The sequence below is a fragment of the Paenibacillus sp. FSL K6-2862 genome (assembly GCF_038005125.1).
Taxonomy (GTDB): domain Bacteria; phylum Bacillota; class Bacilli; order Paenibacillales; family Paenibacillaceae; genus Paenibacillus; species Paenibacillus illinoisensis_A.
The window spans coordinates 3,205,130-3,231,573 of record NZ_JBBOSN010000001.1; the positions used below are offsets into that span (position 1 = coordinate 3,205,130).

Here is a 26,444-nt window from a genome sequence, read left to right on the forward strand (position 1 = left end):
GATAAGTGTATGAATGAACACATGATAAATACGACCTGGTTAGACCAAGCAAAACGCCTTACACCTGAGCTGCATCAACAGAAAGTTTACCCGGAACGCATGGTGAGTGTGGTTCAGGAAGAGGAAGCTTTTCAAGGGTGGGGCGTGGAATCGGGCGGCTCGGCTGCTCAAGTATACGATCAGATTTTAAAAAAAGGCGATTGCATCACGCTGGATTTTGGAACACACCATGTCGGTTATGTAACAATATCACTCCGGAACGTACGGAGTAATGCCGATGCGCCACTCCGGCTTCGATTGACATTCGGCGAAATGCCATGCGAAGTCGGAGAGGATTTCAGTGAATACAAAGGATGGCTTAGCCGATCTTGGCTGCAGGATGAGATCATCAACGTGGATGTGCTGCCGGGAACGATTACGCTGGATCGCCGTTATGCATTCCGTTATCTGAAGATTGAAGTCCTTGAAACCTCGATTCGCTATGACGTCCAACTTACTGATCTGTACTGCACGACAGTAACCTCTGCTGATTTGGCAGCACTTCCCCCATTGCGACAAGACATCGGACTGGAAATGGCGAACATTGATCGGGTTGCTGTGAAAACGTTGCGGGACTGCATGCAAACCGTCTTCGAGGATGGTCCCAAGCGGGATCGACGTTTATGGATCGGGGACCTTCGACTGCAGGCGCTCGTCAACTATGAAACCTTCGGCTGTAATGACCTTGTTAAACGCTGCCTGTATCTCTTTGCCGGATCACGGCTTGAGGGCGGTCGAGTAGGGGCTTGTTTATATGAGTATCCGGAGCCTTATGTGGACGAGACTTATCTATACGATTACGCGCTGCTGTTCGTAGCCACTCTTTACGATTATTATGAAGCGACAGGGGATCGGGATACGTTGGAAGAATTGTGGCCAGTAGCGTACGAGCAGATTCACATTGCAATCGCAAGGCTGAACGAGCAGGGGATCGTACATGATGATGACACTTGGTATTGCTTCCTGGATTGGCATGATGAACTCAACAAGCAGGCTGGGGCGCAAGCGGTGCTCATCTATAGTATGAGAAGAGGTCTGAAGATTGCCCATGAGCTGGACTTGGTAGACCAGGCGGCTTGGATTAACGTTCAAATCGAAAAAGCGGTGAGTGCAGCACTCGCATATCTATGGGACGAGGAACAGAAGTTCTTCATTAGTGGAAAAGGGAGACAGGTGTCTTGGGCATCCCAAGTATGGATGATCCTGGCAGAGGTCATTGATGCACCAGTCGCCACAGCATTGCTCGAAAGACTTAAATGTCATACGAATGCTATAGGTATGACTACTCCGTATATGGTTCATCACTACGTGGATGCATTGCTCTTATGCGGAGAAAAGGAAAAGGCGATTGAGCAAATTCGAACATACTGGGGAGGCATGTTGAAAGACGGTGCGGATACCTTCTGGGAGTTATACAACCCGGATGACAAAACGTATTCTCCTTACGGCAGCAACCTGGTGAACAGCTATTGTCATGCATGGAGCTGTACGCCAAGTTATTTTATAAGACGATATTTTTCATCATAGTTAATAGCAGAGTAAGATGACCAAGTCGCGATTTCTGCGGCTTTTTTTGATTTTGAGTTAGTGGTTTCAAAAGATTGAACGTGTACAAACAAATAAAAATTTGTATGTTGGGAGGATTTTATCTGTATGGACAGGTTCATGGGGCCAAGTTGCTCTGGAGGAAACTTACCTGTTGCTAAAATGGCATTCTATTGTACAATATTTTCGCAACGATTAGTTTAAGGTGAAAGGGAAGTCTTGTAGATCAGGAGAGGTTGATGAAGTTTGATTAAACGAATTCAATTCAAACCGGGAACGTTCAGCCGGTGGATTCATGGCATCTCATTTAAACAAAGAGTTCGATTCGCCTTCATAATTATGATAACGCTTGCAATAGGTTCGGTAGGCATGACGACGTATTGGATCGCTTCGAAGGAAATTCAAAAAAACGCATTTGAATCCAGCCAAGAGACGGTAAACAAAACGAACCAGATCTTGGACGATAAGCTGTCGGGAATCTCCAATTCGGTTCGTTCTCTTATGTTCAGTTACGCCTTTAAGGACATGATGCTGGATGTACAGAGCAACGATATATCGAACTATTATGTTCACTTGTCCGAACTTCAGTATGTATTCTCACAAGTCTCCTTTAATGAACCTTTAATCGACAGCATCCTCATTGCTACACCTATCGGAGACTTTTACCCAATAGCGCAGCGGCGTACGCAAAACCAATCCTTCTATGAGTCCAGCATGTATTACGATGTAAAGGAAAACTACGGGGGGATATGGATTAAGGGGCACATTGACAAGTTTTTTACCGGTAACAGTCGCGCACTATCCTTTGTGACGAAGGGAACACTAGATAACAATTCCAATACGAATGTGTTTATCGTCGTAAACGTGAACGAGAGCGGATTGATTGGTACGGTGAACAAACATTCCTTGAATGATGACAGTGACTACTTTGTCATTGATTCAAAAGGTGAGGAAGTAATTCGGACTGCTTGGTCCTCCAGCCATAATCTGATGAAGGACAGCATGCTTTTGATGAATTTATCTGAAGACGTACAAGGTTCCTTTTTTCATGCATTCGACAATACCGATTATCTGGTGAACTATACCCGTTCTTCCATTATGGATGACTGGAGTTTGTTCGGTATTCAGCAAAAGGATAAACTGCTTGAGCAAATGAATAATGTCAAACGAACCACCTTTTTCATTATGCTTTTCTTTTTACTTCTTACCTGGTTTTTATCCACCCGATTGACTGCACTCCTGTTAAACCCACTCTATAAGCTGCAGCGCCTCATGAAGGAGGTAGAAGATAATCGCTTAAATGTCCGCTTCAAAAGCCGTTCTACTGATGAAGTAGCTCAAGTGGGTTACCAATTTAACCGAATGCTGGATGAGATCAATCGTCTCATCGATGATGTCAGACTCAGTGAATCCGGGAAAAGGAAGGCAGAGATGCGAGCGTTAACCGCGCAGATGGAACCTCACTTTTTATACAACACCCTTAACACCATATATTGCAAATCCATATTAGGTGAAAATGATGAGGTCAGCGAGATGATTATGTCCTTGTCCCAAATGTTCCAGTTAGGTTTAAGCGGAGGGAAAGACTGGAATACACTTGAGGAAGAACTGCTTCATGTGAAACAATACTGCCTCCTTCAGCAAAAATGCTACGAGGGGATGTTCGATTTTGAAGTTACGGTGACTCACGATTCGCTATTAACGTCACTCTTGCCGAAAATTTTGCTGCAACCCATTGTTGAAAACAGCATTCAACATGGCTTTAAGGATATAAGCACAGGTGGCCGGATTCAAATGCATGTCACTCTCCAGGATCGTTTATTACATCTAATCATAGAGGATAACGGAACAGGAATGGATGTTGAGCAAGTAGATAGGCGGATGCGGGAACCTCGGATCACTAACAAAGGGTATGCCCTAAACAACATTGTAAACCGGCTCAACCTCTTTTATGGAGAAAAAGCCGGAATTAAACTGACCAGTCTTCCTGGAAAAGGATCAAGAACGGAAATATGGATGCCCATTCTAGAAGGGGAGGTAGAAGCATGATCCTTGAACAACAAATGGTAAAACTCTGCATCATCGATGACATTCGAAGCGTGGTTGATATGATCGCACGAAAGCCCCCTTGGGAGGAACATCACATTGAGGTGGTTGGTACAGCACTGGATGGTGAGGAAGGTATTCGCCTTGTGCAGGAAAAGAGGCCCGAAATTGTGCTAACCGACATCCGCATGCCCAAAAAGGATGGTCTCGCCATGACTCAAGAAATCCTCGAAAAATCTCCTTCCACCAAAATCGTTATCCTAAGTGCATATACGGATTTTTCATTTACGAGACAGGCCATTCGTTTAGGTGCATTTGACTTCGTCAAGAAGCCGTTCTCGATCGACGAGATTGTGCAAGTCGTATTGAAGGCGAAGAAGGCTTATTTGGAGGAATGGCAGGAACATAGCAAAGTGTTGGAACTGAAACAAAATATGATGCAAAGCCTGCCTGCTCTGCAACAAGAACACCTGTCTCTCTTGATTCATCATCGAACCAATGCAACGACTGCCTATCTCAGATGGCAAACTCTCGGCATTCAGCTTGATTCTAGGGACTTCAATCTTTTTATCGTGGAATTGGATCGTTTCATGGACAAATATAAACAGCAGCCTGCGCGGGAAGTAGAGCTCATCCGCTTCAGTCTGCGAAATGTTCTGGAGGAAACGATTCGAGGTTTCACTCGTGGTGTCGTTTTTGGCGAGGCATTAAACCGTTTTGTATGTCTTATCAATTGCAGGGACATCGAGCTGGCAGAACGGATATCGGAAGCGTGCCGAACAAACATGTATCAATTCACGCATTCAACGATTTCCATTGGGGTTGGAACCTGTGTTGATGCGATTGATGAACTGCCTGATTCGTATCAAAAGGCATTAAATGCGCTGGAGTATCAATTCTATACCCATGGCATGAATAGTTATATAAGCACTTCGGAGGAAGAGAAAACACTCTTGAATTATACGGTTTCGACGGAACAGGAATTGCTATTCTCCTTACGCTCCGGTCATCGCGAAAAGTGCCGGCTTATTTTGGAGCAGATTTTTAATGATCTATTACAGCGGGACCCCCTGCCGAAACCGCAGCAAGTCGAAAACATATGCTATGAGCTATCCTCCAAAATCTGTAGGGTGATGTCGGAGCACTATTCACCGGATTGGGTAAAAAAGCTTGAAGATCAATGGAATGCAGTAAGGCGTTCAGGTCATGTTTCATTCCAGCTGATGAGGGAGACGGTAAAGGGAATATGTCTTGAAGCTTGTTCATGGATTGAACATGAACGATCCGACGAATCTACGAAACTGATCTATCAGGCAAAAGAATATATATGTGCACATCTGCATACGAACTTATCCCTTGATGTTTGTGCCAAGGAGTTTAATATCAGCCCCGGATATTTTTCGAATCTATTCAAAAAAGTACTGAATATTTCCTTTCAACAATTCGTTGTTCACCAGCGGATGGAGAGAGCCAAAGAGATGCTGATCGACGATTATCAGGTTCAAGAGATCGCTCAAAGCCTTGGGTACGAGCATCGCCGCTATTTCAGCGAAATGTTTAAGAAGCATACCAATATGACTCCATCCGAGTTCAAGCTCTATAGTACAGGGAAAATCAGTACGCCTCCCGATCTGGTCTAGAGTTGCTCGTTTATAGATTAAGCCTTGTTTCCGAAGGATATTTGGATGCAGGGCTTGTTTTATTGAATGATGGCACATTGATGAAGAAACCTGCCCTTGATGTGTGGTTACCCGCATTATGTAAGTGAAGAGCACCCCCTATACTAAAGGAGAAAGAACGAGATTGCAGATATGATGAGGAGGCTAGGTAAATGAAAATAAGCAAAAAAATTCTCATCTCGGCGATGTTTTTGGTGCTTACAGGGAGTTTGGCAGCTTGCAGCAGCCCCAAACCTTCCGAACAAGGATCGGGAACAGAAGCGAATGCCAAGACAAAAATCACATACTGGACGGGAGATCGCCATGATTCCGAGTATGTCAAAGAAACGATCAATACATTCAACCAAACGAATAAGGACAACATTGAGGTTGAGCTGGTCATCAAGGGAGACGATTTCGATCAGGCACTGGATATGTCCTATCAGACCTCAGAGCCACCGGATATTATCCGCGTGAAGGAAAATACCATCCAGACATTCTATAAGAAAGGATTTCTTGCACCCATTGATGAGTTTTTGACGGATGAGATGAAGGAAAAGTTCCCGGTCATGGAGGACTTGAACAGTTTTGAAGGTAAACGCTATAGCCTGCCAAACTATGGCACGACGATGCGATTGGTCTATAACAAAGAACTTTTTGACAAAGCAGGCATTAAGCAACCACCCACCACTTTGGAGGAGCTGGTCGAAACAGCTAAGAAAATAACCGAAGTGGGGAAGGCTAGCGGAGCCTATGGATTCGCTCAGAATTTCAAGAGTCCTTCGAGTGCATTTGGGCGCTCTGCGCGAGTAATCGCAGAGGTTAGCGGGTACGGAGGGTTTGGATATGATTTTAAGACCGCACGCTACGATTTTAGTAGTTTTAAGCCCATTATAGAGGCTTTCAAAAAAATCAAAGATGATGGCAGCATGCTGCCGGGTGTTGAGTCGCTGGATATTGATCCACTGCGCGCACAATTCGCAGAAGGTAAAATTGGCATGTATTTATCCTTTTCCGCAGAGGCAGGAGTTTACCAATCGCAATTCCCGGCGAAGATTGACTGGGCCGCAGCACCAGTACCATCCATTAATGGACAATTCAATGGCGCATCTGGTTTCTTGGGTGGGCAGTGGTTGGCCATTAGCTCTCAGTCTGAACATAAAGAAGCTGCATGGAAATTTCTCACGTACATGTACGACGAATCCATCCTGAAACAGTACCAGGAAAAAGGATTTGGCATATCCATGGTTCCTTCCGTTAGTGCGGTCGCCGCCAAGCCGGAAGTGAAAGGGATTGACGGATTCCTTCCAAACCAATACGACGGTGTCTGGCCAGTATATCCGTCTGTAGCAGTTCAAGGCATGAAGTCGGATGATGCGTTTTTCAGTTATATGCTGAGTGGTGGCGATCTGGATTCCATCATTAGCGATTTGAACACTCGTTATAACGCCGCATTGGATGCTGCCATCGCAAGCGGGGATGTGAAGGCGGAACCAATAGCAGATTTTAATCCGCTTGATCTTGCGGGGCAATATGCGAAGTAGAAGCAGACCGGGGATGGTGCTTATACCATCCTTACCTTTAAAAAAAGTGAAAGAAATACAGGGAGTTGAGAGGATATGAATAAAGCGAAGAATGCTGCCTTCTCATACAGTTTTCTTTTGCCTAGCTTTATTCTGACCATGGTTTTAGGCATTTACCCGATGGCATGGGCGCTGAGATATATGTTCTATGACTACAAAGGATTTGGCACGGAGCGATTTGTAGGTTTGGCCAACTTCAAACGCATTATGGGAGATCAGCAGTTTTGGGAGTCCGTTGCCAATACGTTTATTTATGCCGGAGGCAAACTTCTGCTATCGATTCCGCTTGCCTTGATCCTGGCTGTGATTCTGAACTGGAATATTAAAGGAAAGAATCTGCTTAGAGCCATTTTCTTCATGCCGACGATTATAAGTACGGCGGTCATGGCAGTTGTCTTTTTTACAATCTTCAACTCGTATAATGGCATTCTGAATCAATTTCTGATGAAGTATCTTTTTATTCAAAATGCCATCGACTGGCTCGGCGTGGATTATGCAATGCTGACCGTTATTCTAGTGGCGGTATGGGGAGCGGTTGGAAATTACATGCTTTTATTTCTGGCGGGTCTCCAAAACATTCCCCAAGATGTGTACGAGAGCTCTGCACTGGATGGAGCTAACAAATTCCAGCAGTTCAGATACATCACTATTCCAATGCTCGGTCCTGTCATGCAGATGATTATCATGCTCGCCATCATTAATGCACTCAAAGGTTATGAAAACATCATGGTCATGACCGATGGAGGTCCGATCGGGAAAACGAATGTCATGTTCCTCTACGTGTACAAATTATTTTTTCCACCGGCTGGCGGGGCCGCGGCGACGCAAATTCAGGAGTTTGGGTATGGGAGCGCCGCCGCCTTTGTTACCGCCTTGATTGTCGGCGTGATTACAATACTTTATTTCTACGGCTCTCGTAGAATGAGTCAGAACGATTAAGGAGGAACGTTCATGAAAATCGCCTGGAATACCGCACTATGGACGTTTCTGATTGTCGTTGCATTCCTGACCCTGTTCCCTGTGGCAATCACCTTTCTCGGTTCTTTCAAAACCAATGCTGAGCTGACGGCCGGGGCCACATTTCTGCCGGCTGATTGGCAGTTTTCCAACTATCTCGAAGCATGGAAACAGGCGAATTTTTCAACCTATACGCTGAATAGCCTCTTCGTTGCCAGTGCCTCGACGCTTGGGACATTGCTCGTGGCTTCCATGGCAGCGTATGTCGTGAACCGCATGGATTTTATCGGTAAAAAGATCTACGTCAGCCTTCAGGCATTTACGATGTTTGTGGCCATTGGAGCTGTCGTGCTTCGACCTCAATTTGACCTTATGGTTAAGCTTCATCTACATGACTCACTGTGGGGAGTCATTCTGATTCTGATCAGCGCCCATGCTTCAGCCTTTTTTATCCTGCTAAGTTTTATGAACGGGATCCCCAGGGAGTTGGACGAAGCGGCTCGAATCGACGGCTGCTCACCGGGAAGGACATTTTGGAGAATCATCATTCCCTTGCTTACGCCAGGACTTGGTGTCTGCGCGTTGTTTGCCTTCCGAGGGGCGTGGAACGAGTATCTGCTCCCGTTTGTATTTACGCTTAGCAAACCTGAATTGCAGACGTTGACCGTCGGTTTGGCCAATCTGAAATACGGGGTCGCCGCCGCTTCACAGACACACTTCATGATGGCTGGGGCGTGCCTCTCTATTCTGCCGATTCTAATCGCTTATATTTTTGCTAACAAATCTTTTATGCAAATGACCGCCGGTTCCTTGAAGGGCTAGCAGGAATCGATCCAACCAGGAGGCATATGCCATGAATTCAATTCATATCGGAGATTTGACCTCAAGTTCTGTCATTAAACGTTATCCGGAAAATCCGATTCTGGATGCATCCCGGGTTCCATACCCGACTGCTCTTGTATTTAATGCAGGCGTAACCAAATTCAACGGGACGTATGTGATGGTGTTTCGGAACGATTACGGCTCCACCGAACAGATGACACTTGAACCACATCATACCACCGACCTTGGAGTCGCTTTCAGTACAGACGGTATCCATTGGGAAGTACGGCCTAAACCTTGTTTTAAGCTGTACGATCAAGAGATCATTCGGGCATATGACCCTAGACTTACGGTGCTAGACGGTCGTTGTTATATGTGTTTCGCCGTGGATACGAAGCATGGTATTCGCGGTGGAGTTGCTGTTACGGACGACTTTGAGAACTTTGAAATTTTGAGTCTATCCACGCCGGATTTGCGCAACATGGTATTATTTCCCGAGAAAATCGGTGGAAACTACGTGAGACTTGAACGGCCATTCACCGTGTACAGCCGAGGAGGAATGGACCGGTTTGATATGTGGATATCCGAATCTCCGGATTTGAAATATTGGGGCAATTCCGACTTACTGCTGGCTGTTGAAGACGTTACTTTTGCCAATGACAAGATCGGCCCTGCCGCTCCACCAATCAAGACAAAGCATGGGTGGCTTACCACATTCCATGCTGTAGATATTGATCCAGCAAGGGGGAAGAATGGATGGGAATCATCCTGGAAGAAGAGATATACGGCTGGCTTGATGCTGCTTGACCTGAATAATCCGAAGAAAATCATTGGCAGGGCCAAGGAACCCTTAATAGCGCCAGAAGTAAGTTACGAGATCGAGGGAGGGTTCAGGAATAACGTAATCTTTCCTGGCGGGATGATCCTTGAATCTGATGGTGAAGTGAAAATCTATTACGGCTCGGCGGATACGGTGGAATGTTTGGCCACGGCACATATCGATGATCTGATCAAGCTATGCCTAAACGATTAAAACGAGGTGGATAAACTATGACAGTATGGAACCTGCTAAAGGATCCGCCTGTTCGTTATCGAACAAAACCATTCTGGTCATGGAATGACGATCTAAATAAGCACGAGCTTTTAAGGCAGATCGAAGAAATGCGTGAGGCAGGTATTGGCGGTTTTTTTATTCACGCCCGAGGAGGCTTAACGGTACCATACATGGGTGAGGAGTGGATGGATTTAAACCAATTCTGTATCGAGAAGTGCCAGGAACTTGGGATGGAGGTGTGGCTGTATGATGAAAATGGCTGGCCCAGCGGTTACGCAGACGGAAAGCTGCCTGCCCTCGGTCATTCCTATCAGCAAAAGCGACTTTCATACGAGTGGGCACCCTTTAATCAAGAAGAAAAAGTGACGATTGCCAGCTATATTCAGATTGGAGATCAGCTGCATCTCCTTAAACAAGATGATCCACGCAGACCTGACTTCCGCGTGTATTACGAGGTCAATCCGTATTATATTGATACGCTAAGCAAGCATGTAGTGAGCACATTTATTGAGATGATTTACGATGCTTACTGGCTAAGGCTTGGGCCAAAATATGGTTCTGCAATCAAGGGAATATTCACGGATGAACCGCAGTTTGGTCGAGGTGATCTTCCGTGGTCACTGGAGCTTACGAATGTATTTGAGAGCCGTTACGGTTATTCGATTCTTGAAGCTCTTCCAGGACTGTTTCTGGATACGGATAACTGCCGCAAAATGAGATATGATTATTGGTCTTGCGTTACCACGATGTTCACAGAAGCCTATGCCAAGCAGGTAGGTGAGTGGTGCGGGGAGAGGGGCTGGATGTCTGTTGGTCACGTCGTAGACGAACAAACGCTTATGAGTCAAGTTACCTCGGTAGGCGACCCTCTTTGCTTTTATGAGTATCTGCATATTCCAGGGTGTGACTGGCTGGGCCGATCTGTTGGCGAAGATCCGCTGGTTCCCAAGCAGGTCAGCTCTGTTGTGCGTCAACTCGGCCAAAAACAGGCCATCACTGAAAGTTACGGCTGTACGGGGTGGAATATCAGCTTTCGGGATCTGAAACGAATCGGCGAGTGGCAATTTGTTCATGGAATGAATCTCATGTGCCAGCACTTGCAGGCATATTCGCTAAGAGGTCTGCGAAAGCGGGATTATCCTCCTTCTCTTTTCTATCAGCAGCCTTGGTGGGAACACTATCATCGCTTTAACGATTACTTTGCCCGGTTATCGATGCTTCTGGTCGAAGGCTCCAGGCAAGCGGAGGTATTGCTGCTGCATCCCATCGGCACCGCTTGGGTGGAACAACAGGGTTCAGATTCAGCAGGGATAGAGCCGTATCATCAATCGTTTGCACAGCTGTCTCGCTGGTTGTGTCAATCGTTCATTGAACATGATTACGGAAGTGAAGGGATGTTGAAGCGCCATGGAAATGTTGATGGCGGACAGTTCGTTGTAGGAGAAGCCCGCTACTCGGTTGTAGTCATACCTCCATGCGTCACATTAAGCAGCAGGACAGTCGGTTTGCTTCATCAGTTTATCCTCCAGGGGGGGATGTTAATTGCACTTGAACCCTACCCACGGTTGATTGATGGAGAACAGAATCAAGAGATCGATCGTTTGATCCATGCTGCCCTAAAACCCGCCCATACCCGTTTATCCATAGCCAAAATGATATCCGGTCAGGTTGCGCCGTCGATCTCAGTACATGACAGGTTGGGAAAACCTATTGTATCCGATATGGTTAACGTCCAGATACTTAAGCTTGACGACGCTTACCTTTACTATTTGGTAAATTCAGGTGATGAGTCATATTCGGATATTGAACTAACCATTTATCAAAAGGGAACGCTTTGTCTTATTGATTTGGAAAGCGGTGACCTCAAATCAGTGAACCAAAGAACGGTCGATGGCGGTACGCGCGTTGCATTGACGCTGTATCCGGCTCAGTCCTATATGTTCCTGCTTACACAGCATGATGTGAAAAGTCATTCCGATCCAATAAATCTGCTTCAAACGGACCTAAGCAATAGTCCTATTTATCATCTGGATAACCAGTGGAAAATCGAGCAAATCGATGTGAATAGCATCACGCTGGATACCTGCAGGTATCGCGTAAAGAATGGGGAATGGTCAACGGAAATGCCCCTTATTTTTATTCAGGAAAAGCTGCTGCAGATCGGTTCCCCCGTTCATATCGAGTTGGAATTCAGCATTAACCTTGCATTCGAACCTGCTGACGGGCAGGAGATGTATTTAGTCGTGGAAAAACCGGAAAAACTGCAAATTGTAGTGAATGAAATAGATGTTGAATCAATCAGCAGCGGTTGGTGGAGGGATATCTCTTTCCAAAAGATAAATATCGGGGGATGCCTATTCAAAGGAAGAAACAAGATCAGGTTCAGCCTGTACTTCTGGAATTCACCTGAAACGTATGCAGCGATGGCTCGGGCAAACCAATTCGAATCCGAAGCGAATAAGCTTACACTGGATACGGAACTTGAAAGCATATATATTATCGGTGATTTTGCTGTCATTTCCCAAGCTGGTTATGTGGGTGATGAACATGGAGTGAGATGTACGGAGGGACCATTTATACTCGCCGATTCTCTGCAAATATGCTCGTTGGAAGACGATTTGGTAAGTCAGGGTTTACCGTTCTTCGCAGGAAGCATTAGAGTTGCGCAGACGATCCAAATACAATTCGGTGATGGAGATTCCTGGCTTTGGGATTTTGGTTCACAACCAGATGCAACAGTCACCAGGTTAAGGATTAACGGAGTAGAGATTCGTCTTTTCTTATGGGAGCCGTATGTCTCCAATATCACGGATTTTCTTAGACCAGGAGAAAATCACATTGAGCTGGAATTGACCGGAAGCTGCAGGAACTTGCTCGGGCCACATCATCATATAAAAGGGGAGCCAATTAAAGTAGGCCCAGACAGCTTTAAGGATAAGCCGGGATGGACGGATAAGGATCTGGATCCGAATACTTCTATTTACCAGGAGCGTTATGCGTTTGTACCTTTTGGACTCTCTGCCACTCCCAGATTGGTTCGTATTCCTGAATGATTAGAACAAGGATAATTTTGCTGAAGAATTATTGTATGCGCTTTCTAAGGTGATGAAATGACTGGAGGCGATATGAAATGGCATGGGTTAGAACGCATTTTCGTGCAACCATTATGCTTACTATAGTTTTTGCTTTACTGCTGACACCCTATTCGAATTCTCACGTTAACGCATTGGAGAGTGAAGAACAGCATCTTCAGGGGAGTTCAGCGACAATTACAACCTACGAGCCATCGGTCCGGTATGCACGTTCCGTGAATTACACGCTTAAGGCAAACGGTGTGCCTGTTCCTGTTGTGAAGGGGTTCAGCGATTATGACTATGCGCATTTTTCGATGTCAGATGGCCCCGTCACTTACGAATTAACGATCCTGAACACGGACAAGGTGCATGAGTATTCGATAAGTCCGAAGAAACTCGGAATCCAAGCGGACAAGATCGAGGGGAGAACCATCACTTTCACGACTCAATCTGACGAATACCTTATCGTAATGATGAATAATCGCAAGACCCGCATGGTCATCGCTGCAGATCCACTCGAAACGGATGTACCTGCTTCAGGTGGGGAGGGGATCTTTAATATCGGAGCCGCGCCGTATCATGTGGCATCCTCAGGTTCGTCATCCACTGGAGTTTCAGCAAGGACCCAGGCCATTCAACAGGCCATTGAAGATGCCAGCCAATACGGGACCTTAAAAGGCGGAGGAGCCCAAGGGATAGTTTATGTACCTGAAGGAACTTATTCTATTGGCAACTTGGTCTTAAAAAGTAATACAGCCATCTATATGGCACCCGGAGCCACCTTGGTAGGTACGGGCAAAACTACAGATTACACGGAGCACTGGTTCAAGGATTCGATGGGACGACCCGCAACCTGGTGGATCTCCACGGCTTTCCAATCCGAGAACATTCGAATATATGGACGAGGTACAATTGACGGCAACGGGCAAGCGCTGCATGATGACAAAAGTACCAATGGAAAAGGAATGATTAATAACCTGGTTGTTCCGATCGATACGACCCACTTTGAGATGGAAGGCATTGTCATCCGAGAATCAGCGGGCTGGGCTGTGGTTACGGTGCGTTCAGACGATCTTGTCTTCCGAAATCTAAAGCTCTTTAACAGTTTGGGCATGGGGGAGAACGATGGTATCGATATTTGTGAATCTCAAGATGTCATTGTACAGAATGCCATTGGCATCTCACTTGATGATCCTTTCTCCACAAAATCATGGAAATCGGATACGGATATCGCTTCCGGAAGAGTGCCATGGCCGGGTAATCCTGAGCCTGTTCGCAATGTGCTATTTGAGGACACGATTGCTTGGACGTTGTGCTATGGATATAAGGTTGGTCAAGGCGTTATGCAGAATCAGTCCGATATCGTATTTCGCAATGGCGTTGTTTATAAAGCAGCAGTCGGGTTCGCCATTCATCACAAGTACGGCACCGGTGCGGTGAGCGATGTTCGGTTTGAATCCATGGATGTGGAAGACATTAGCGGGAAGAACGAAGACAATAGTGCCTGGATGACCCTATTTACGGTGAATGCTGGCAATAACGGTGTTGGGCCCATCAGTGATATTAGGATTAAGGATATTACGGTACGTGACGCTGGCGAAAGTTTTGCGAAAATGAAAGGCATGGAAGGTGCCAAGATCACGGATGTGACCTTTGAAAATATATATATGCCTGGAGCAAGCCAGCCGGCCACTACACTTCACGAGATGAACTTTTTGAGCAAGGAACATTACGATGATATTACAATCAGGCCAGTTCAAGATGAGGAACCACTTCCCAGAACAAACTTAGCGCTTCATCGTCCCGCAGTAGCTTCATCTCGTGATGGAGTTGAAGATACCGCTCCATACGTAAATGATGGAAATTTCACTACGCGCTTTGGTTCAAAACGGGGAGTGGACCCGGGCTGGGTATATGTGGATTTAGGCGAGAGTAAAACGATAGATGAAGTGAGGTTGTATTGGGAAACTGCTTATGGCAAGAGTTATCGAATACAGGTTACCGAAGATCCGAGTCATGAGGGGAATTGGCAGGATGTATACAGTACCACAGCAGGTCAGGGTGGTATAGAAACCATAACCTTTGACGAAGTTCAAGCACGGTATGTTCGAATGTATGGAACGGTTCGAGCAACCATATACGGATATTCGATCTGGGAGTTGGAGGTTTACGGTCCCGAGTAGAATATAATAGCATTGCGGCAGTCTATATCCTTGAATCGATGCATTAGGAGACTGCCGCTTTTTAAATTATTTTGAGATGTGATCTTTATCCAAGCAGAGTTACGATGAAAAAAGTGCTTCCGTTGCAACTGGTTTATGGATCGGGAGAGGCTGAAGGGCAGTTGTCTGATCAAGATGGACAAATGCATCATAACGGTCCGCCATGCTGGAAGGTACATAATTGCCAAACCGTTCAAGCTTCGGATCATATACCACACCGATGGCGCGGTGACCAATGACTTTATGCAGTAACGAGGACGCTTCGGAGAGCATGACCATGCCATTACGGCCTCCTCCTGCCTGATGCATGTAATCCTCCCAACTGCCCGGCTGCCCGGGTGGCACGACCATTTTCTCAACAGGATCTCCCCAGGCTCTTCCCGCAAGGACTTCTCCTTTATAGGTTCCGAAGCCAACGGCAAACACCCGATGTTGTGCATCCTCACGCAGCAGCTGACCAACATTCACCATGCCATCTTCCAGCATGTCTGTTGCTCGCGCATCTCCAATGTGTGTATTATGCTCCCATACAATGGCTTTGGCAGAGGATCCGTAATAGGACATGATACGCTTCAGTGATTCCACCATATGCATGTCACGTACATTCCATGAATCCGGGCCACCGCGGACCATCGTTCGATAATAGGCTTCGGAGCTGGAAGTTACCAGCATGTTAACCTCTGCATTCAATTCTTCTTCACTACCAGGGTGCACCATACGCTGTTTCTGCATCTGCTTTAGTAGTTCGACCACTTCATTCTCACAGCTCTCGGAAAGTAATCCTGCTGCAATACCATAACTCTGATGATCCTTGTTGTATGGATCGAAGCAGGCATAGGTGCGGCGGGCCTGTTCCAATTGAGGAGACCTGGTTTTCTCCAAATACCCAATAATGGCCTCCATCGATTCCCATAAGGAGTACATATCGATCCCATAAAATCCGACCTTAGAACGTTCACTACTGTCACTGATTTCAGCTGCATTATATTCTTTTAGCCACTCGGCAAAATCACGAATTTCTGTATTCGCCCACATCCAGGTCGGCCAGCGAGTAAAATCACCTAGTGCGTCTGCTGCCGAAGAATCGGTACCCGGTGCTTCTTTTATATACCGATTCAATCGATAAGCAGCAGGCCAATCCCCTTCAACACCGATGATGTTGAATCCCTTCCTTGAAATCAGCTTTTTCGAAAGCTCAGCCCTGTATCGATAGAAGTCAGCTGTCCCATGACTTGATTCCCCCAGGAGCACAATATCTGCATCCCCGATCGCATCAACCATTCGGTCCAGATTCTCCATCTCGTCCAAAGGGATAAATAAGGCACCCAGTTCTTTTAAATAAGCGTCTTTCTCTGATTGAGAGTTAAAATTCATGAAGTTCTTCCTTCCTATAAGCGGTATGAGAGAATTATTTCCGAATTGTTCACTGAATAACCGAATCAAGCCGCTTAGGTGGGGAGGGTAGGTTTGATATTGTCTTTTATAAGGCTTTCTTTAGTGCTCCATTTTCAGCTAGGTCCAGGCTCCTTAAGGATTTTCGCTGATAGTAATTGTTCTGAATCAAGGCAAAAATAACAAGTAGTGCACCGTAGAATTCATTCATACTGATTTTGTAGCCTTGTAAGGCCATGAGTACAAAGGTCGTTACCGGAACCACACTCATAAATAGGATCCCGTTTATGGTGGAGAGCATTTTGATTCCTGCATTCCAGCTCAGCAAAGCTATGAGACCAGGAAAAATAACCATGAACGTCATTTGATACTTAACAGAAGACAGCGTATGCCAATCAGGCGTCTGCAGTAAACCGAACAAGGAACCTAACGCAACAATAAAGAAGGAAACAATCGTCCCCAGCAAGCAAGTTAATGCAGAATATCGCAGAACAGACCATTCACCGAACTGACTTCCTCCCAGTGAATACAGAACCCAACCTACCGCTCCAATAAATATAAAGAGAACAGGGACAAGGTGTTCAGCGGCCATTGCAAAAAAGGTAAGACTCCCATTGGTAATGACAAGTAAAGCACCTGTTAGAGCAATCAGGATACTGATCATCATGAATCGTGCGGGTTTGATTTTTGTTCTGAACCATAGGATGACAATGGTAATCATGGGCATAAGTGCTTCCATAATAGAGGCAATAATTGTACCTGAATCGCCCATCAAGTCCTGTCCGGAAAAAATCATGAAGTTATACAGCGTGAAGCCCATCGTTCCATAAAAAAGGAGTTTTCCTCCTTTTCCCTCCAACCGGAATGCGGATTTTCCTTCCTTGAAGACAAGTAATATCACAAGTACAACCGTCACGAAGAAATAGCGGAAAAACGAAAAATACAGTGGATCCATGAATTGTAATGCGCTGTGCGCTACGGGGAACATGGCACCCCAAGACATGCTGGCAATCAGGCACAGAGCAGTGCCCAGACTAACGTTCTTTCTGTTCATTTTGACAACTCCATCATCATTGGTGTCCAATTTAATCCACTGAATCATATGATATAAAAAGTGGAGAGTAAAATGATTGAAAATCGTACTTATCATCATTTAAAATGATAGGTGAACGAGATAGATAAGATAGATGGTTAACTGCATGATCATATACATGGGGGAACGAGCAAATTGGAATTAAATGACTTGAGGATTTTTAAAACTGTTGCGGAGCGGGGAAGCGTGAGCCAGGCTGCTGTTGAGTTAAGTTATGTTCAGTCCAATGTAACCGCAAGAATCAAACAGCTTGAAAAAGATTTAAAGACCATGTTGTTCACCAGGCATAAACGAGGAATGATTCTAAACGCGGAAGGTAAACGGCTGCTGATATACGCGGAAGAAATATTGGCCAAGTTTGATGAGATGAAACGTACTTTTCAGAGCGCGGATGCCCCTTCAGGTATTCTTAACATTGGAATCGTAGAAACGATGATCAGCTTGCCTGGTATACTATCCAACTATGTTGAGAAGTACCCCAATGTGGATTTCTCCTTGAATGTAGGTGTGAGTGAACAATTGCTTCAGGATGTGATGAATTTTAAATTGGATGGGGCTTTTGTTACCGGACCGATCAATCATCCTTTGATTGAGGCGAGTGAGATTTTTCGGGAGGAACTCATTCTTGTTACCAAGAGCAGTTCATTTACAATTGAAGATGTCACGAACACACCGCTATTGTTATTTAACAAAGGGTGCAGCTATCGTGAGAGGTTAGAAGGCTGGTTAAGGGAAGAAGGCATTGTTCCTAGAAAGATAATGCAGTTTGGCACATTTGAAACGATAATCGGAAGTGTTACCGCAGGGATCGGGATCACAATTTCTCCCAAATCTTCTGTAAGTCACCTGATTGATGAAGGCAAAGTGCACGCATATCCTGTTTCTCAAACGTATAATGAGGTCTCAACTGTATTCATTCACCGGAAAGATTCCTTCCTAACCAGTACACTTCGTTCATTCATAGACGAATTAATGTTATCCGCAGATCGTAAGACAAATGGGTCAAATGTAAAAGGGTCAGAGTGGGGAAGGAAATGAAGAAGCCGGAACAATTACAAGTACATAATAAACCGGCAGTACCTCGACTGAAAGATGTAGCTATAGGTTATGTATCCTTGTTGTTCATGTGCTCTGCGGCACTATTCGTATTCGTTCAGATGGATATGGTCTCCATGCAGCGTCTGTTAGCTTTTGAGAAACCTTTGCTTATGGTCCTTCTTGTCCTGGGATGCTCGCTTGGCCTGATCTTATTTGGTGTTTTGATGACGTATCTGGTACCTGAGAAGTATATTCAGGAGTCCAATAAGGAGTATGCCAATCAGCCCCTCTGTTACATTTTTATTTTTATGAGTTTGGCAGGTCTCTTTGAAGAGCTGCTGTTTAGGGGGATCATCCAGAATTTATTTTATATCGTATTGGATGAGAAGTGGGTCGCAATTCTTGCTTCTTCAGCCTTGTTTGTAGCTTTTCACTTTTCCTATTTCAAAACTCCTATCATGCTGCTCAATATTGTGATACCAAGCCTTCTATTCGGCTCATTGTATGGGGCTACTGATAATTTAATTGTCCCTGTAATTGTTCACGTAGCGATGAATGTGGGTGTGACACTGCTATTCAAGTATAAAGTCATCGTTCTTAAAAAAGATAAGTAAGACAAGGGCAAGGGAGCTGATCATTATTACCCATAACACCTGGATAAATTGAACGAAATACCAAAAAAGGACCAGACATTTAGTCAGGTCCTTTTTTTAATTATTGCATATAAATTAACACGATGGTATGATCAGTTCACGAGTATCTTTATGTATACGAGCATAGTAAGTCTATCTTATATTTTTATTGTAGCATGCCGCTAAAATCTTGTCAAAGGATTTTTTTCTCAATTTGATGATTAGGAGAGATGTTGAATGAGTTCTATGGTTCTCAGTTTCCAGGAGATCGAAAAGACACAGCTTTGGCTTGTGGGTGGGAAGGGTTTGAATCTAGGAGAATTATCCAAGAGCGAAGGGATTCAAGTTCCAGACGGATTCTGCGTTACAACGTTGGGATACCAGAAAGCCATCGAACAGAACATGACATTCCACGCTTTGCTCAGTCGACTAACGATGCTTCATGTAGAAGAACGAGATCAAATTGGTGAAATCAGCAGAGAGATTCGGCAGATCATTTTAAATTCGGAAATTCCTTACGATGTTGTCGATGCAGTAAGCCGCTACCTCAGCCAGTATGGGGATGAACATGCATATGCGGTGCGTTCCAGTGCAACTGCCGAGGATTTGCCGCATGCTTCATTTGCAGGTCAGCAGGATACCTATTTGAACATCATCGGCAAGGAAGCCATACTGGAGCATATCCGCAAATGTTGGGCGTCCCTTTTCACGGATCGTGCTGTAATCTACCGAATGCAGAATGGATTCGATCATAGTCAGGTATACTTGGCTGTTATTATTCAGAAGATGATTTTCCCTCAGGCTTCAGGAATTCTATTTACTGCTGATCCCATGACGTCAAGCCGAAAACTTTTATCCATCGATGCCAGCTATGGTTTGGGAGAAGCACTGGTTTCCGGCTTGGTATCTGCTGATGGTTATAAGGTACGGGAAGAAGAAATTGTCGATAAAAGAATTGCAACCAAAAAACTCGCAATCTATGCCCGTAAAGAAGGAGGGACTGAGACGAAAACAATTCGATCTGATCAGCAACAAGCTCAAACACTCACGGATCATCACATTTTGGAGTTAGCTCGGATAGGAAGACAGATTGAAGGATACTTTGGTTGCCCGCAGGATATTGAGTGGTGCTTGTCCGATGGCGCGTTCTACATTGTCCAGAGCCGACCAATTACGACGTTATTTCCGATCCCTGAAGTGAATGATCAAGAAAATCATGTGTATGTTTCTGTTGCCCATCAACAAATGATGACTGATCCCATCAAACCACTCGGACTGTCATTTTATCTCATGACAACTCCTGCACCCATGCGTGTAGCGGGCGGGAGGTTGTTCGTGGATGTAACGCCTATGCTAGTCTCACCTGTCACCAGAGAAAACATTGTGAATGCCCTTGGGAAATCCGATCCGCTTATCAAAGATGCTTTAATGACTGTAATTGAGCGAGGAGATTTTGTGAAAACATTACCGAACGACAATCAAGCTGAGAATTCCGGTAGAGGCAATAGAGGTTTGCCCCCAGCAGGCACTCAAACTCCAATTAATGAACAAGATCCGTCCATCGTTACGGATTTGATCAAGAAGAATGAAGCATCTATAGAAGAATTGAAACAAAAGATCCAAACAAAATCAGGATCTGACTTGATTGATTTTATTCAGGAAGATATCCAGGAACTTAGAAAGATATTATTTGACCCGCGAAGTTCAGCTGTAATTACAACGGGTATGAATGCTTCATTCTGGCTCAATGACAAGATGAACGAATGGTTGGGTGAAAAAAACGCAGCAGATGCGATCTCCCAGTCTGTTCCAAACAATATCACGTCCGAAATGGGGCTCGCCTTATTGGATGTCGCAGATGTGATTCGTCCTTATCCTGAGGTCGTTCAATACTTACAACATGTACAAAAGGATCAATTCCTGGATGATCTTGTTCAATTCACTGGTGGCCAGGAAGCACAAGAAGCGATTCATGCCTATCTTGAGCGATATGGAATGCGCTGTGCCGGAGAAATTGATCTAACCCGAACTCGCTGGATTGAAAAACCATTGACACTTGTTCCCCTGATTCTGGGTAATATCAAAAACTTTGAGCCTAATGAAGGGAGCCGGAAGTTTGAGCAAGGGCGACAGGAGGCTTTGAGAAAAGAAGAGGAATTATTGAAGCGATTGAAGCAGCTGCCTGATGGAGAGCAGAAAGCACAAGAAACAAAAGAAAAGATCGACATCATTCGAAATTTGAGCGGGTACAGAGAGTACCCTAAATACGGCATGGTTCATCGTTACTTCATTTATAAGAAAGCTTTGCTCAAGGAAGCCGAGCGACTTGTTCAAGCGGGTATTTTGCGGGAAAAAGAAGATATATATGATCTTACTTTTGAAGAACTTCGCGAAGCGGTGAGTACCCGTAAAGTAGATGACCAGATGATCCGCAGGCGAAAAGATGAATACAAGCTATATGAAAAACTCACCCCACCACGTGTGATCACGTCAGATGGTGAAATCATTAGAGGTAAGTATAAAAGAGATAACCTCCCAGCAGAAGCATTAGTGGGTCTCGCTGTCTCTTCAGGTGTTATCGAAGGGCGTGCACGTGTGATTCTGAACATGGAGGAGGCTGAGCTGGAAGATGGAGATATTCTCGTTACTGCTTTTACAGACCCTAGTTGGACACCACTATTTGTATCCATCAAAGGGCTAGTCACCGAAGTAGGTGGACTGATGACCCATGGAGCCGTTATTGCACGTGAGTACGGCTTGCCAGCGGTGGTTGGCGTGGAGAATGCAACGAATCGTATAAAAGACGGGCAGAGAATTCGTGTGCATGGAACAGAAGGGTATATTGAAATATTGTCGTTGTAGCTACAACTTCAGAAGGGCAGCATGAGATTGAGTTTAAGACTAAGTTAGTTGCAGTTAGAGATATGCATGTTACCTTCAAGCCGCTAGTTTAGCGGCTTTTTTTGTTTTTGCGGAACAAGTTATTTCGGATGGTAGTCAACGCTTACAAATGGTCGTATAGTAGTAATATGTGATTCGTGGCGTGACCATGGTTCACAGTGTGCAATAATAAAAGATTCTACATAGAAGGACGGATAAACATGGACTTTAAACCGCTTGCTTCATTTATTGATCGCATCACATCCTGGAGAATTCCATGGGCTGAGGTGATGGTCATCCATCAAAATGATACCGTTTTCCACTATCGTAACGGTTACGCTAATCTAGAGGAGAAAACACCGATCAACGATGGGGCCATCTTCAATCTCTATTCCATGACCAAAATCATGACGTGTGTTGCAGCACTTCAACTTGTAGAAAGAGGGCATATGCTGCTCAGTGATCCAGTGTCCGACTATCTGCCGGAGTTTGCAGAGATGAATGTGAAAAAAGTCATGCCGAATGGTGAGATCCGATTGGAGAAAGCCACAAGAGCCATTACGGTGCGAGATTTGTTTACAATGACCGCGGGCTTCTCGTATGACGTTGGTGCGCCATCTATCAAAGAAGCTGTGCAGAGCACCGATGGGAAACTGCCAACTCGCGAGTTTGCGAAAGCGCTCGCGAAGGAACCGCTTCTGTTTGAGCCAGGCACACATTGGAACTATAGCATGTGTCACGATGTGCTGGGAGCATTGATTGAGGTGGTAAGCGGCAGACGTTTCGGGACATATCTGCAGGAAGAAATCACCGGACCACTCGGCATGAACGACACAACTTTTGATCTGAACGACGAGCAGCAGTCACGTCTGATTCCGCAATACGCGTACAATGATGAACTCGAAAAAGCCATCCGCATGGACGGTAACGGGTTCCGTGTTGGTACGGAATTGGAGAGCGGAGGCGCGGGACTGCTATCTACCGTACGCGATTATGCGTTGTTCCTGAACGCACTCACTGGTCATGGTACCAGTCCTGAAGGTGTTCGGATTTTGTCGCAGGCATCCGTGGAATTAATGCGGACAGATCATCTGAATGAGATGACGCGCCCTGATTACTCTTGGGATCATATGGGCGGATATGGTTTTGGACTCGGTGTCCGTACGCATATCTCCAAGTCGGAGAGCGGTTCATTAAGCCCTCATGGCGAATTTGGCTGGAGCGGCGCTGCCGGATGCATGGCGATTATTGATCCCGACTCCGGGCTCACTGTCATGTATGCCCAGCATCTGCTTAATAGCCAAGAGCCTTACATTCAGAGACGTTTGCGCAATGTTGTGTACTCCTGCCTATAATTTTGAAGACGAAGGCAGAGCACCAGTAAACAAATCAAGTTGGCTGGAAAGTGAAAGTTTACAAGATCATCGTATATAAGATATATCCTTATAACGAAAGAAACAGGGACACGTGTTATGGCGTGTCCCTGTTTCTTATTTTTTCGTCTATTTGGTCCTGTCAGTTAGTATCTACATTGGAATTGAGACCAACCATGTGGAGTCGTAACGACTAATACATGGATGGATTCAGTTTCATTTAAGCTACCTGTTTTATAGTTGATTTGTGCTCAAGGAGAGCTTGATCAAGTTCACTGAGCTAATAGTTTTAACTTGCTTAACAGAGCAAATACATCATACAGCGTACATCGTACATAAGGAGACATGCACATGAAATTCAGAAAAATAAGATCGGTCCGAACAAGGCTCGCTGCTTCGCTGCTCGCCATGCTACTGCTCCCTAGCTTGGTCATCGGCGGATTTTCGTACTTCACGGCCAAGAATCAGGTGGATACACAGCTCGCCAATATGGCGGATACAGACATTTCATTAGTAAGCAGCATGGTTGATCAATACATACAAAGCACAATAGCAGATGTGGGGCAGCTGTTCGATTCCATTTCATCTGCTGAAAATCCGGATAAGCTGTTAAATGCCTATACCAAAAACCATCCGGAAGTGGAAGCTGCGGTATTTGTTACGGATGATGGTCAATTTTCATATAGCTCAAGTAACCAGAACGAACCAAGCAATTACAATCCAAAGGATCATGAGTTTTATGCCAAAGCAGTTGCTGACCCTAAAAACGTCGTATTGTCCGAGCCTTACACCTCTGAACAGTCGGGCCAAACTAGTGTAGACGTAGCACTAGCGTCGAGTGACGGCAAATCCGTTGTTGCCGTTACACTGGACTTAAGTACACTTCAGGAAACCGTAGGAGATATTCAAATTGGCGACAATGGCTTCGTCGTTATTTTTAGTGCTAATGGTTCCATGATTGTGTCACCGTCTTGGGGATCGGAAGGTTCCGGCACGGAAGGAGAAGCACCGGAATCGGGAGATGGGCCGCAGGAAGTTTCCACGAATCTCGAACAGGGAGTTCCTCAAGAGGGCGAAGGGTCTCCACCATCCATGCTGGATGAAGACTCCGGGCAGATCGAACAAACGTCACCGGAAGGAGAAACGCGCGATCTAGTGTACATCACCAACGCGTTGACAGGATGGAAGATTGCTGGCGATCGCTCTCCCATCGAGGTCGTACAGGCGGCTGAACCCATCTGGAACAATACACTTCTGGTCATTCTTGTCTTTGTTCTGCTTGGCTTTGGACTCACCGTAGTCATTGTACGTTCTATCACCAAGCCATTACAAACGTTGAATGAGTTTTCCATTGAAGTAGGCCAAGGGGACTTGAGCCGTAATACATCGATTGCTTCACGAGACGAATTTGGTGATTTGGGAAAAGCCTATAATCAAATGGTAGGATCCCTGAACGGGATTGTATCTGAAGTTGCGGATTCATCCAGTCAGCTTGCCGCAGCTTCTGAGCAGCTATCTGCGAATGCTGGACAAGGTGCAACGTCAACAGAACATATCACACAAATCATTGAACAGATGGCACAAGGTGCTGATCGCCAGGTGTTGCTCGTTGAACAAAGTATGCGAACCATTCAGGTTGTTGCCGGAAACATGGGTCATATTGCAGACAACGCCTCTACTACAGCTGTAGCCACGGCTCACGTTGCCCAAAAATCGAAAGAAGGCGGGGAGGTTATTCAGGGAGCTGTGTCGCAAATGAACAACATTCATCAGTCCGTCAACCATGTGTCGGATGGCATCAACCATCTGGTTCTAATCTCGCAGGAGATTGGACAGATCATTAAGGTGATCTCTGACATTTCAAAGCAAACTAATTTGCTTGCTTTAAATGCATCCATTGAAGCGGCCCGAGCAGGCGAGCATGGTAGAGGATTTGCGGTCGTGGCCAGGGAAGTGGGAACGCTGGCTGAGCAGGCAGCTCAATCTGCCGACCAGGTAAACGGACTGATTGGATCCATTCATGAAGGAATCAAGCAGGCAGAAGGTTCCATGGATGCAGCAATGGATGAGGTTTCAACGGGGATGGTCATCATGGATCATGCGGGACGTCTGTTTGAAGAAATTAACCTCTCCGTAGACACTGTTAATGGCAAAGCAGGTGAAGTGTCTACGATGGCGGAACATATTGTGAAGGAGACTTCCAATGTTGTAGCTGCAATTGAGGACATCTCTCATCTGTCTCACGAAACAGCAGCAGGAGCACAAACTGTATCCGCAGCAACCGAGGAACAGTTAGCCTCCATGCAAGAAATCAGTTCATCTTCTACTTACCTGGCGCGTATGGCGGCAAGACTTCAGGAGTTGACGGATAAATTCAAAGTCTAAATGGGAGCGCTAGTTTTTCCATAAATGAGCATTAGCTAGCCTCAGTTGTAAATTCGTAATGAATCTTTATCAGATTCCTTGAAGATTGCATGATCAAAACATATATAGTATCTATGTCTAGCAGCCGTTTCCCGATGTTGCATCGGGTGACGGTTGTTTTATTTTTTTGAATCATACCCATTTATAGAATTGATATAATAAATGCAGATTTTTCTCCGGAATTTTTGCAAATATGAAACCTTATGTTCATGTTAACCATCTAACACTCGTCAACGCGGAAGGAGGGGAACTTATTGGACGTACCCAAAGAAGTAAGAAGAGCTCAAAGAGGCAACGTTCAAGCTTTCGAGAATCTGATACAAGCACATAAAGTCGTTATGTACCAAGTGTCCAAAACTATTCTTACACGGGATGCGGATTGTAGAGATGCCATGCAAGAGTCAATTTTGAAGGCGTTCGAAAAGATCAAGACACTACGAGATCCTATTTTTTTCAAAACTTGGCTGCTCCGCATTGTTATTAACGAATGTAACCTGATTCATCGGCAAAATAAAAAAGTGACAGACCTAGGTGATTTTAATGTTCCTTTTACATATGAGGATGGATATGAACGGATTGAATTGGAACAGTTACTTGAGACGTTACCTTGAG

17 protein-coding genes are annotated in these 26,444 nt (G+C 45.2%); 15 read left to right on the top strand and 2 right to left on the bottom strand.

The window, feature by feature from the left end; genetic code table 11:
* Window positions 1-9 precede the first annotated feature (9 nt).
* The 9 genes from MHB82_RS14630 (at window position 10) to MHB82_RS14670 (ending at window position 14,961) form a co-directional block, all read left to right on the top strand.
* Entirely contained in the window at window positions 10-1,566 is a 1,557-nt protein-coding gene (locus MHB82_RS14630; RefSeq protein ID WP_341175070.1) for an alpha-L-rhamnosidase-related protein, read from the top strand.
* Between the two features lie 264 nt (window positions 1,567-1,830).
* Window positions 1,831-3,633, top strand: coding sequence for a sensor histidine kinase (locus MHB82_RS14635; protein WP_341175071.1), 1,803 nt, complete (start codon window positions 1,831-1,833; stop codon window positions 3,631-3,633).
* A complete protein-coding gene (locus MHB82_RS14640) occupies window positions 3,630-5,270 on the top strand; it encodes a response regulator (RefSeq protein ID WP_341175072.1) in 1,641 nt (546 codons plus the stop codon). Before MHB82_RS14635 ends, MHB82_RS14640 begins: the two co-directional genes overlap by 4 nt.
* A gap of 191 nt (window positions 5,271-5,461) precedes the next feature.
* On the top strand, window positions 5,462-6,832 hold the full coding sequence (locus MHB82_RS14645) for an ABC transporter substrate-binding protein (protein WP_341175073.1): 1,371 nt from the start codon (window positions 5,462-5,464) through the stop codon (window positions 6,830-6,832).
* Window positions 6,833-6,907: 75 nt separating this feature from the next.
* The gene (locus MHB82_RS14650) at window positions 6,908-7,810 is read left to right on the top strand and encodes a carbohydrate ABC transporter permease (RefSeq protein ID WP_341175074.1); all 903 of its coding nucleotides are present in this window, start codon (window positions 6,908-6,910) and stop codon (window positions 7,808-7,810) included.
* 12 nt (window positions 7,811-7,822) lie between these two features.
* On the top strand, window positions 7,823-8,650 hold the full coding sequence (locus MHB82_RS14655; RefSeq protein WP_095358066.1) for a carbohydrate ABC transporter permease: 828 nt from the start codon (window positions 7,823-7,825) through the stop codon (window positions 8,648-8,650).
* 31 nt (window positions 8,651-8,681) lie between these two features.
* The gene (locus tag MHB82_RS14660; RefSeq protein ID WP_095358065.1) at window positions 8,682-9,683 is read left to right on the top strand and encodes a glycoside hydrolase family 130 protein; all 1,002 of its coding nucleotides are present in this window, start codon (window positions 8,682-8,684) and stop codon (window positions 9,681-9,683) included.
* Window positions 9,684-9,700: 17 nt separating this feature from the next.
* Entirely contained in the window at window positions 9,701-12,757 is a 3,057-nt protein-coding gene (locus MHB82_RS14665; protein WP_341175075.1) for a glycosyl hydrolase, read from the top strand.
* A gap of 77 nt (window positions 12,758-12,834) precedes the next feature.
* A complete protein-coding gene (locus MHB82_RS14670; protein WP_341175076.1) occupies window positions 12,835-14,961 on the top strand; it encodes a galactose-binding domain-containing protein in 2,127 nt (708 codons plus the stop codon).
* Window positions 14,962-15,060: 99 nt separating this feature from the next.
* Here MHB82_RS14670 and MHB82_RS14675 read toward each other — a convergent pair whose 3' ends face one another.
* Both MHB82_RS14675 and MHB82_RS14680 read right to left on the bottom strand, forming a co-directional pair.
* Window positions 15,061-16,374, bottom strand: coding sequence for an erythromycin esterase family protein (locus MHB82_RS14675; protein WP_341175077.1), 1,314 nt, complete (start codon window positions 16,372-16,374; stop codon window positions 15,061-15,063).
* 106 nt (window positions 16,375-16,480) lie between these two features.
* Window positions 16,481-17,446, bottom strand: a complete 966-nt coding sequence (locus MHB82_RS14680) for a DMT family transporter (protein WP_341175078.1) — start codon at window positions 17,444-17,446, stop codon at window positions 16,481-16,483.
* A gap of 174 nt (window positions 17,447-17,620) precedes the next feature.
* Here MHB82_RS14680 and MHB82_RS14685 point away from each other — a divergent pair, with 174 nt between their 5' ends.
* From MHB82_RS14685 to MHB82_RS14710, 6 genes are all read left to right on the top strand, one after another.
* Window positions 17,621-18,523, top strand: coding sequence for a LysR family transcriptional regulator (locus MHB82_RS14685; protein WP_341175079.1), 903 nt, complete (start codon window positions 17,621-17,623; stop codon window positions 18,521-18,523).
* The gene (locus MHB82_RS14690) at window positions 18,520-19,137 is read left to right on the top strand and encodes a CPBP family intramembrane glutamic endopeptidase (RefSeq protein WP_341175080.1); all 618 of its coding nucleotides are present in this window, start codon (window positions 18,520-18,522) and stop codon (window positions 19,135-19,137) included. Before MHB82_RS14685 ends, MHB82_RS14690 begins: the two co-directional genes overlap by 4 nt.
* A gap of 255 nt (window positions 19,138-19,392) precedes the next feature.
* On the top strand, window positions 19,393-22,017 hold the full coding sequence (ppsA, locus tag MHB82_RS14695) for a phosphoenolpyruvate synthase (protein WP_341175081.1): 2,625 nt from the start codon (window positions 19,393-19,395) through the stop codon (window positions 22,015-22,017).
* A gap of 239 nt (window positions 22,018-22,256) precedes the next feature.
* Entirely contained in the window at window positions 22,257-23,390 is a 1,134-nt protein-coding gene (locus tag MHB82_RS14700; RefSeq protein WP_341175082.1) for a serine hydrolase domain-containing protein, read from the top strand.
* A gap of 369 nt (window positions 23,391-23,759) precedes the next feature.
* Entirely contained in the window at window positions 23,760-25,793 is a 2,034-nt protein-coding gene (locus tag MHB82_RS14705) for a methyl-accepting chemotaxis protein (protein WP_341175083.1), read from the top strand.
* A gap of 293 nt (window positions 25,794-26,086) precedes the next feature.
* Window positions 26,087-26,443: a sigma factor gene (locus MHB82_RS14710; RefSeq protein ID WP_341175084.1), complete on the top strand. Its 357-nt coding sequence runs from the start codon at window positions 26,087-26,089 to the stop codon at window positions 26,441-26,443.
* Window position 26,444: the final 1 nt, after the last annotated feature.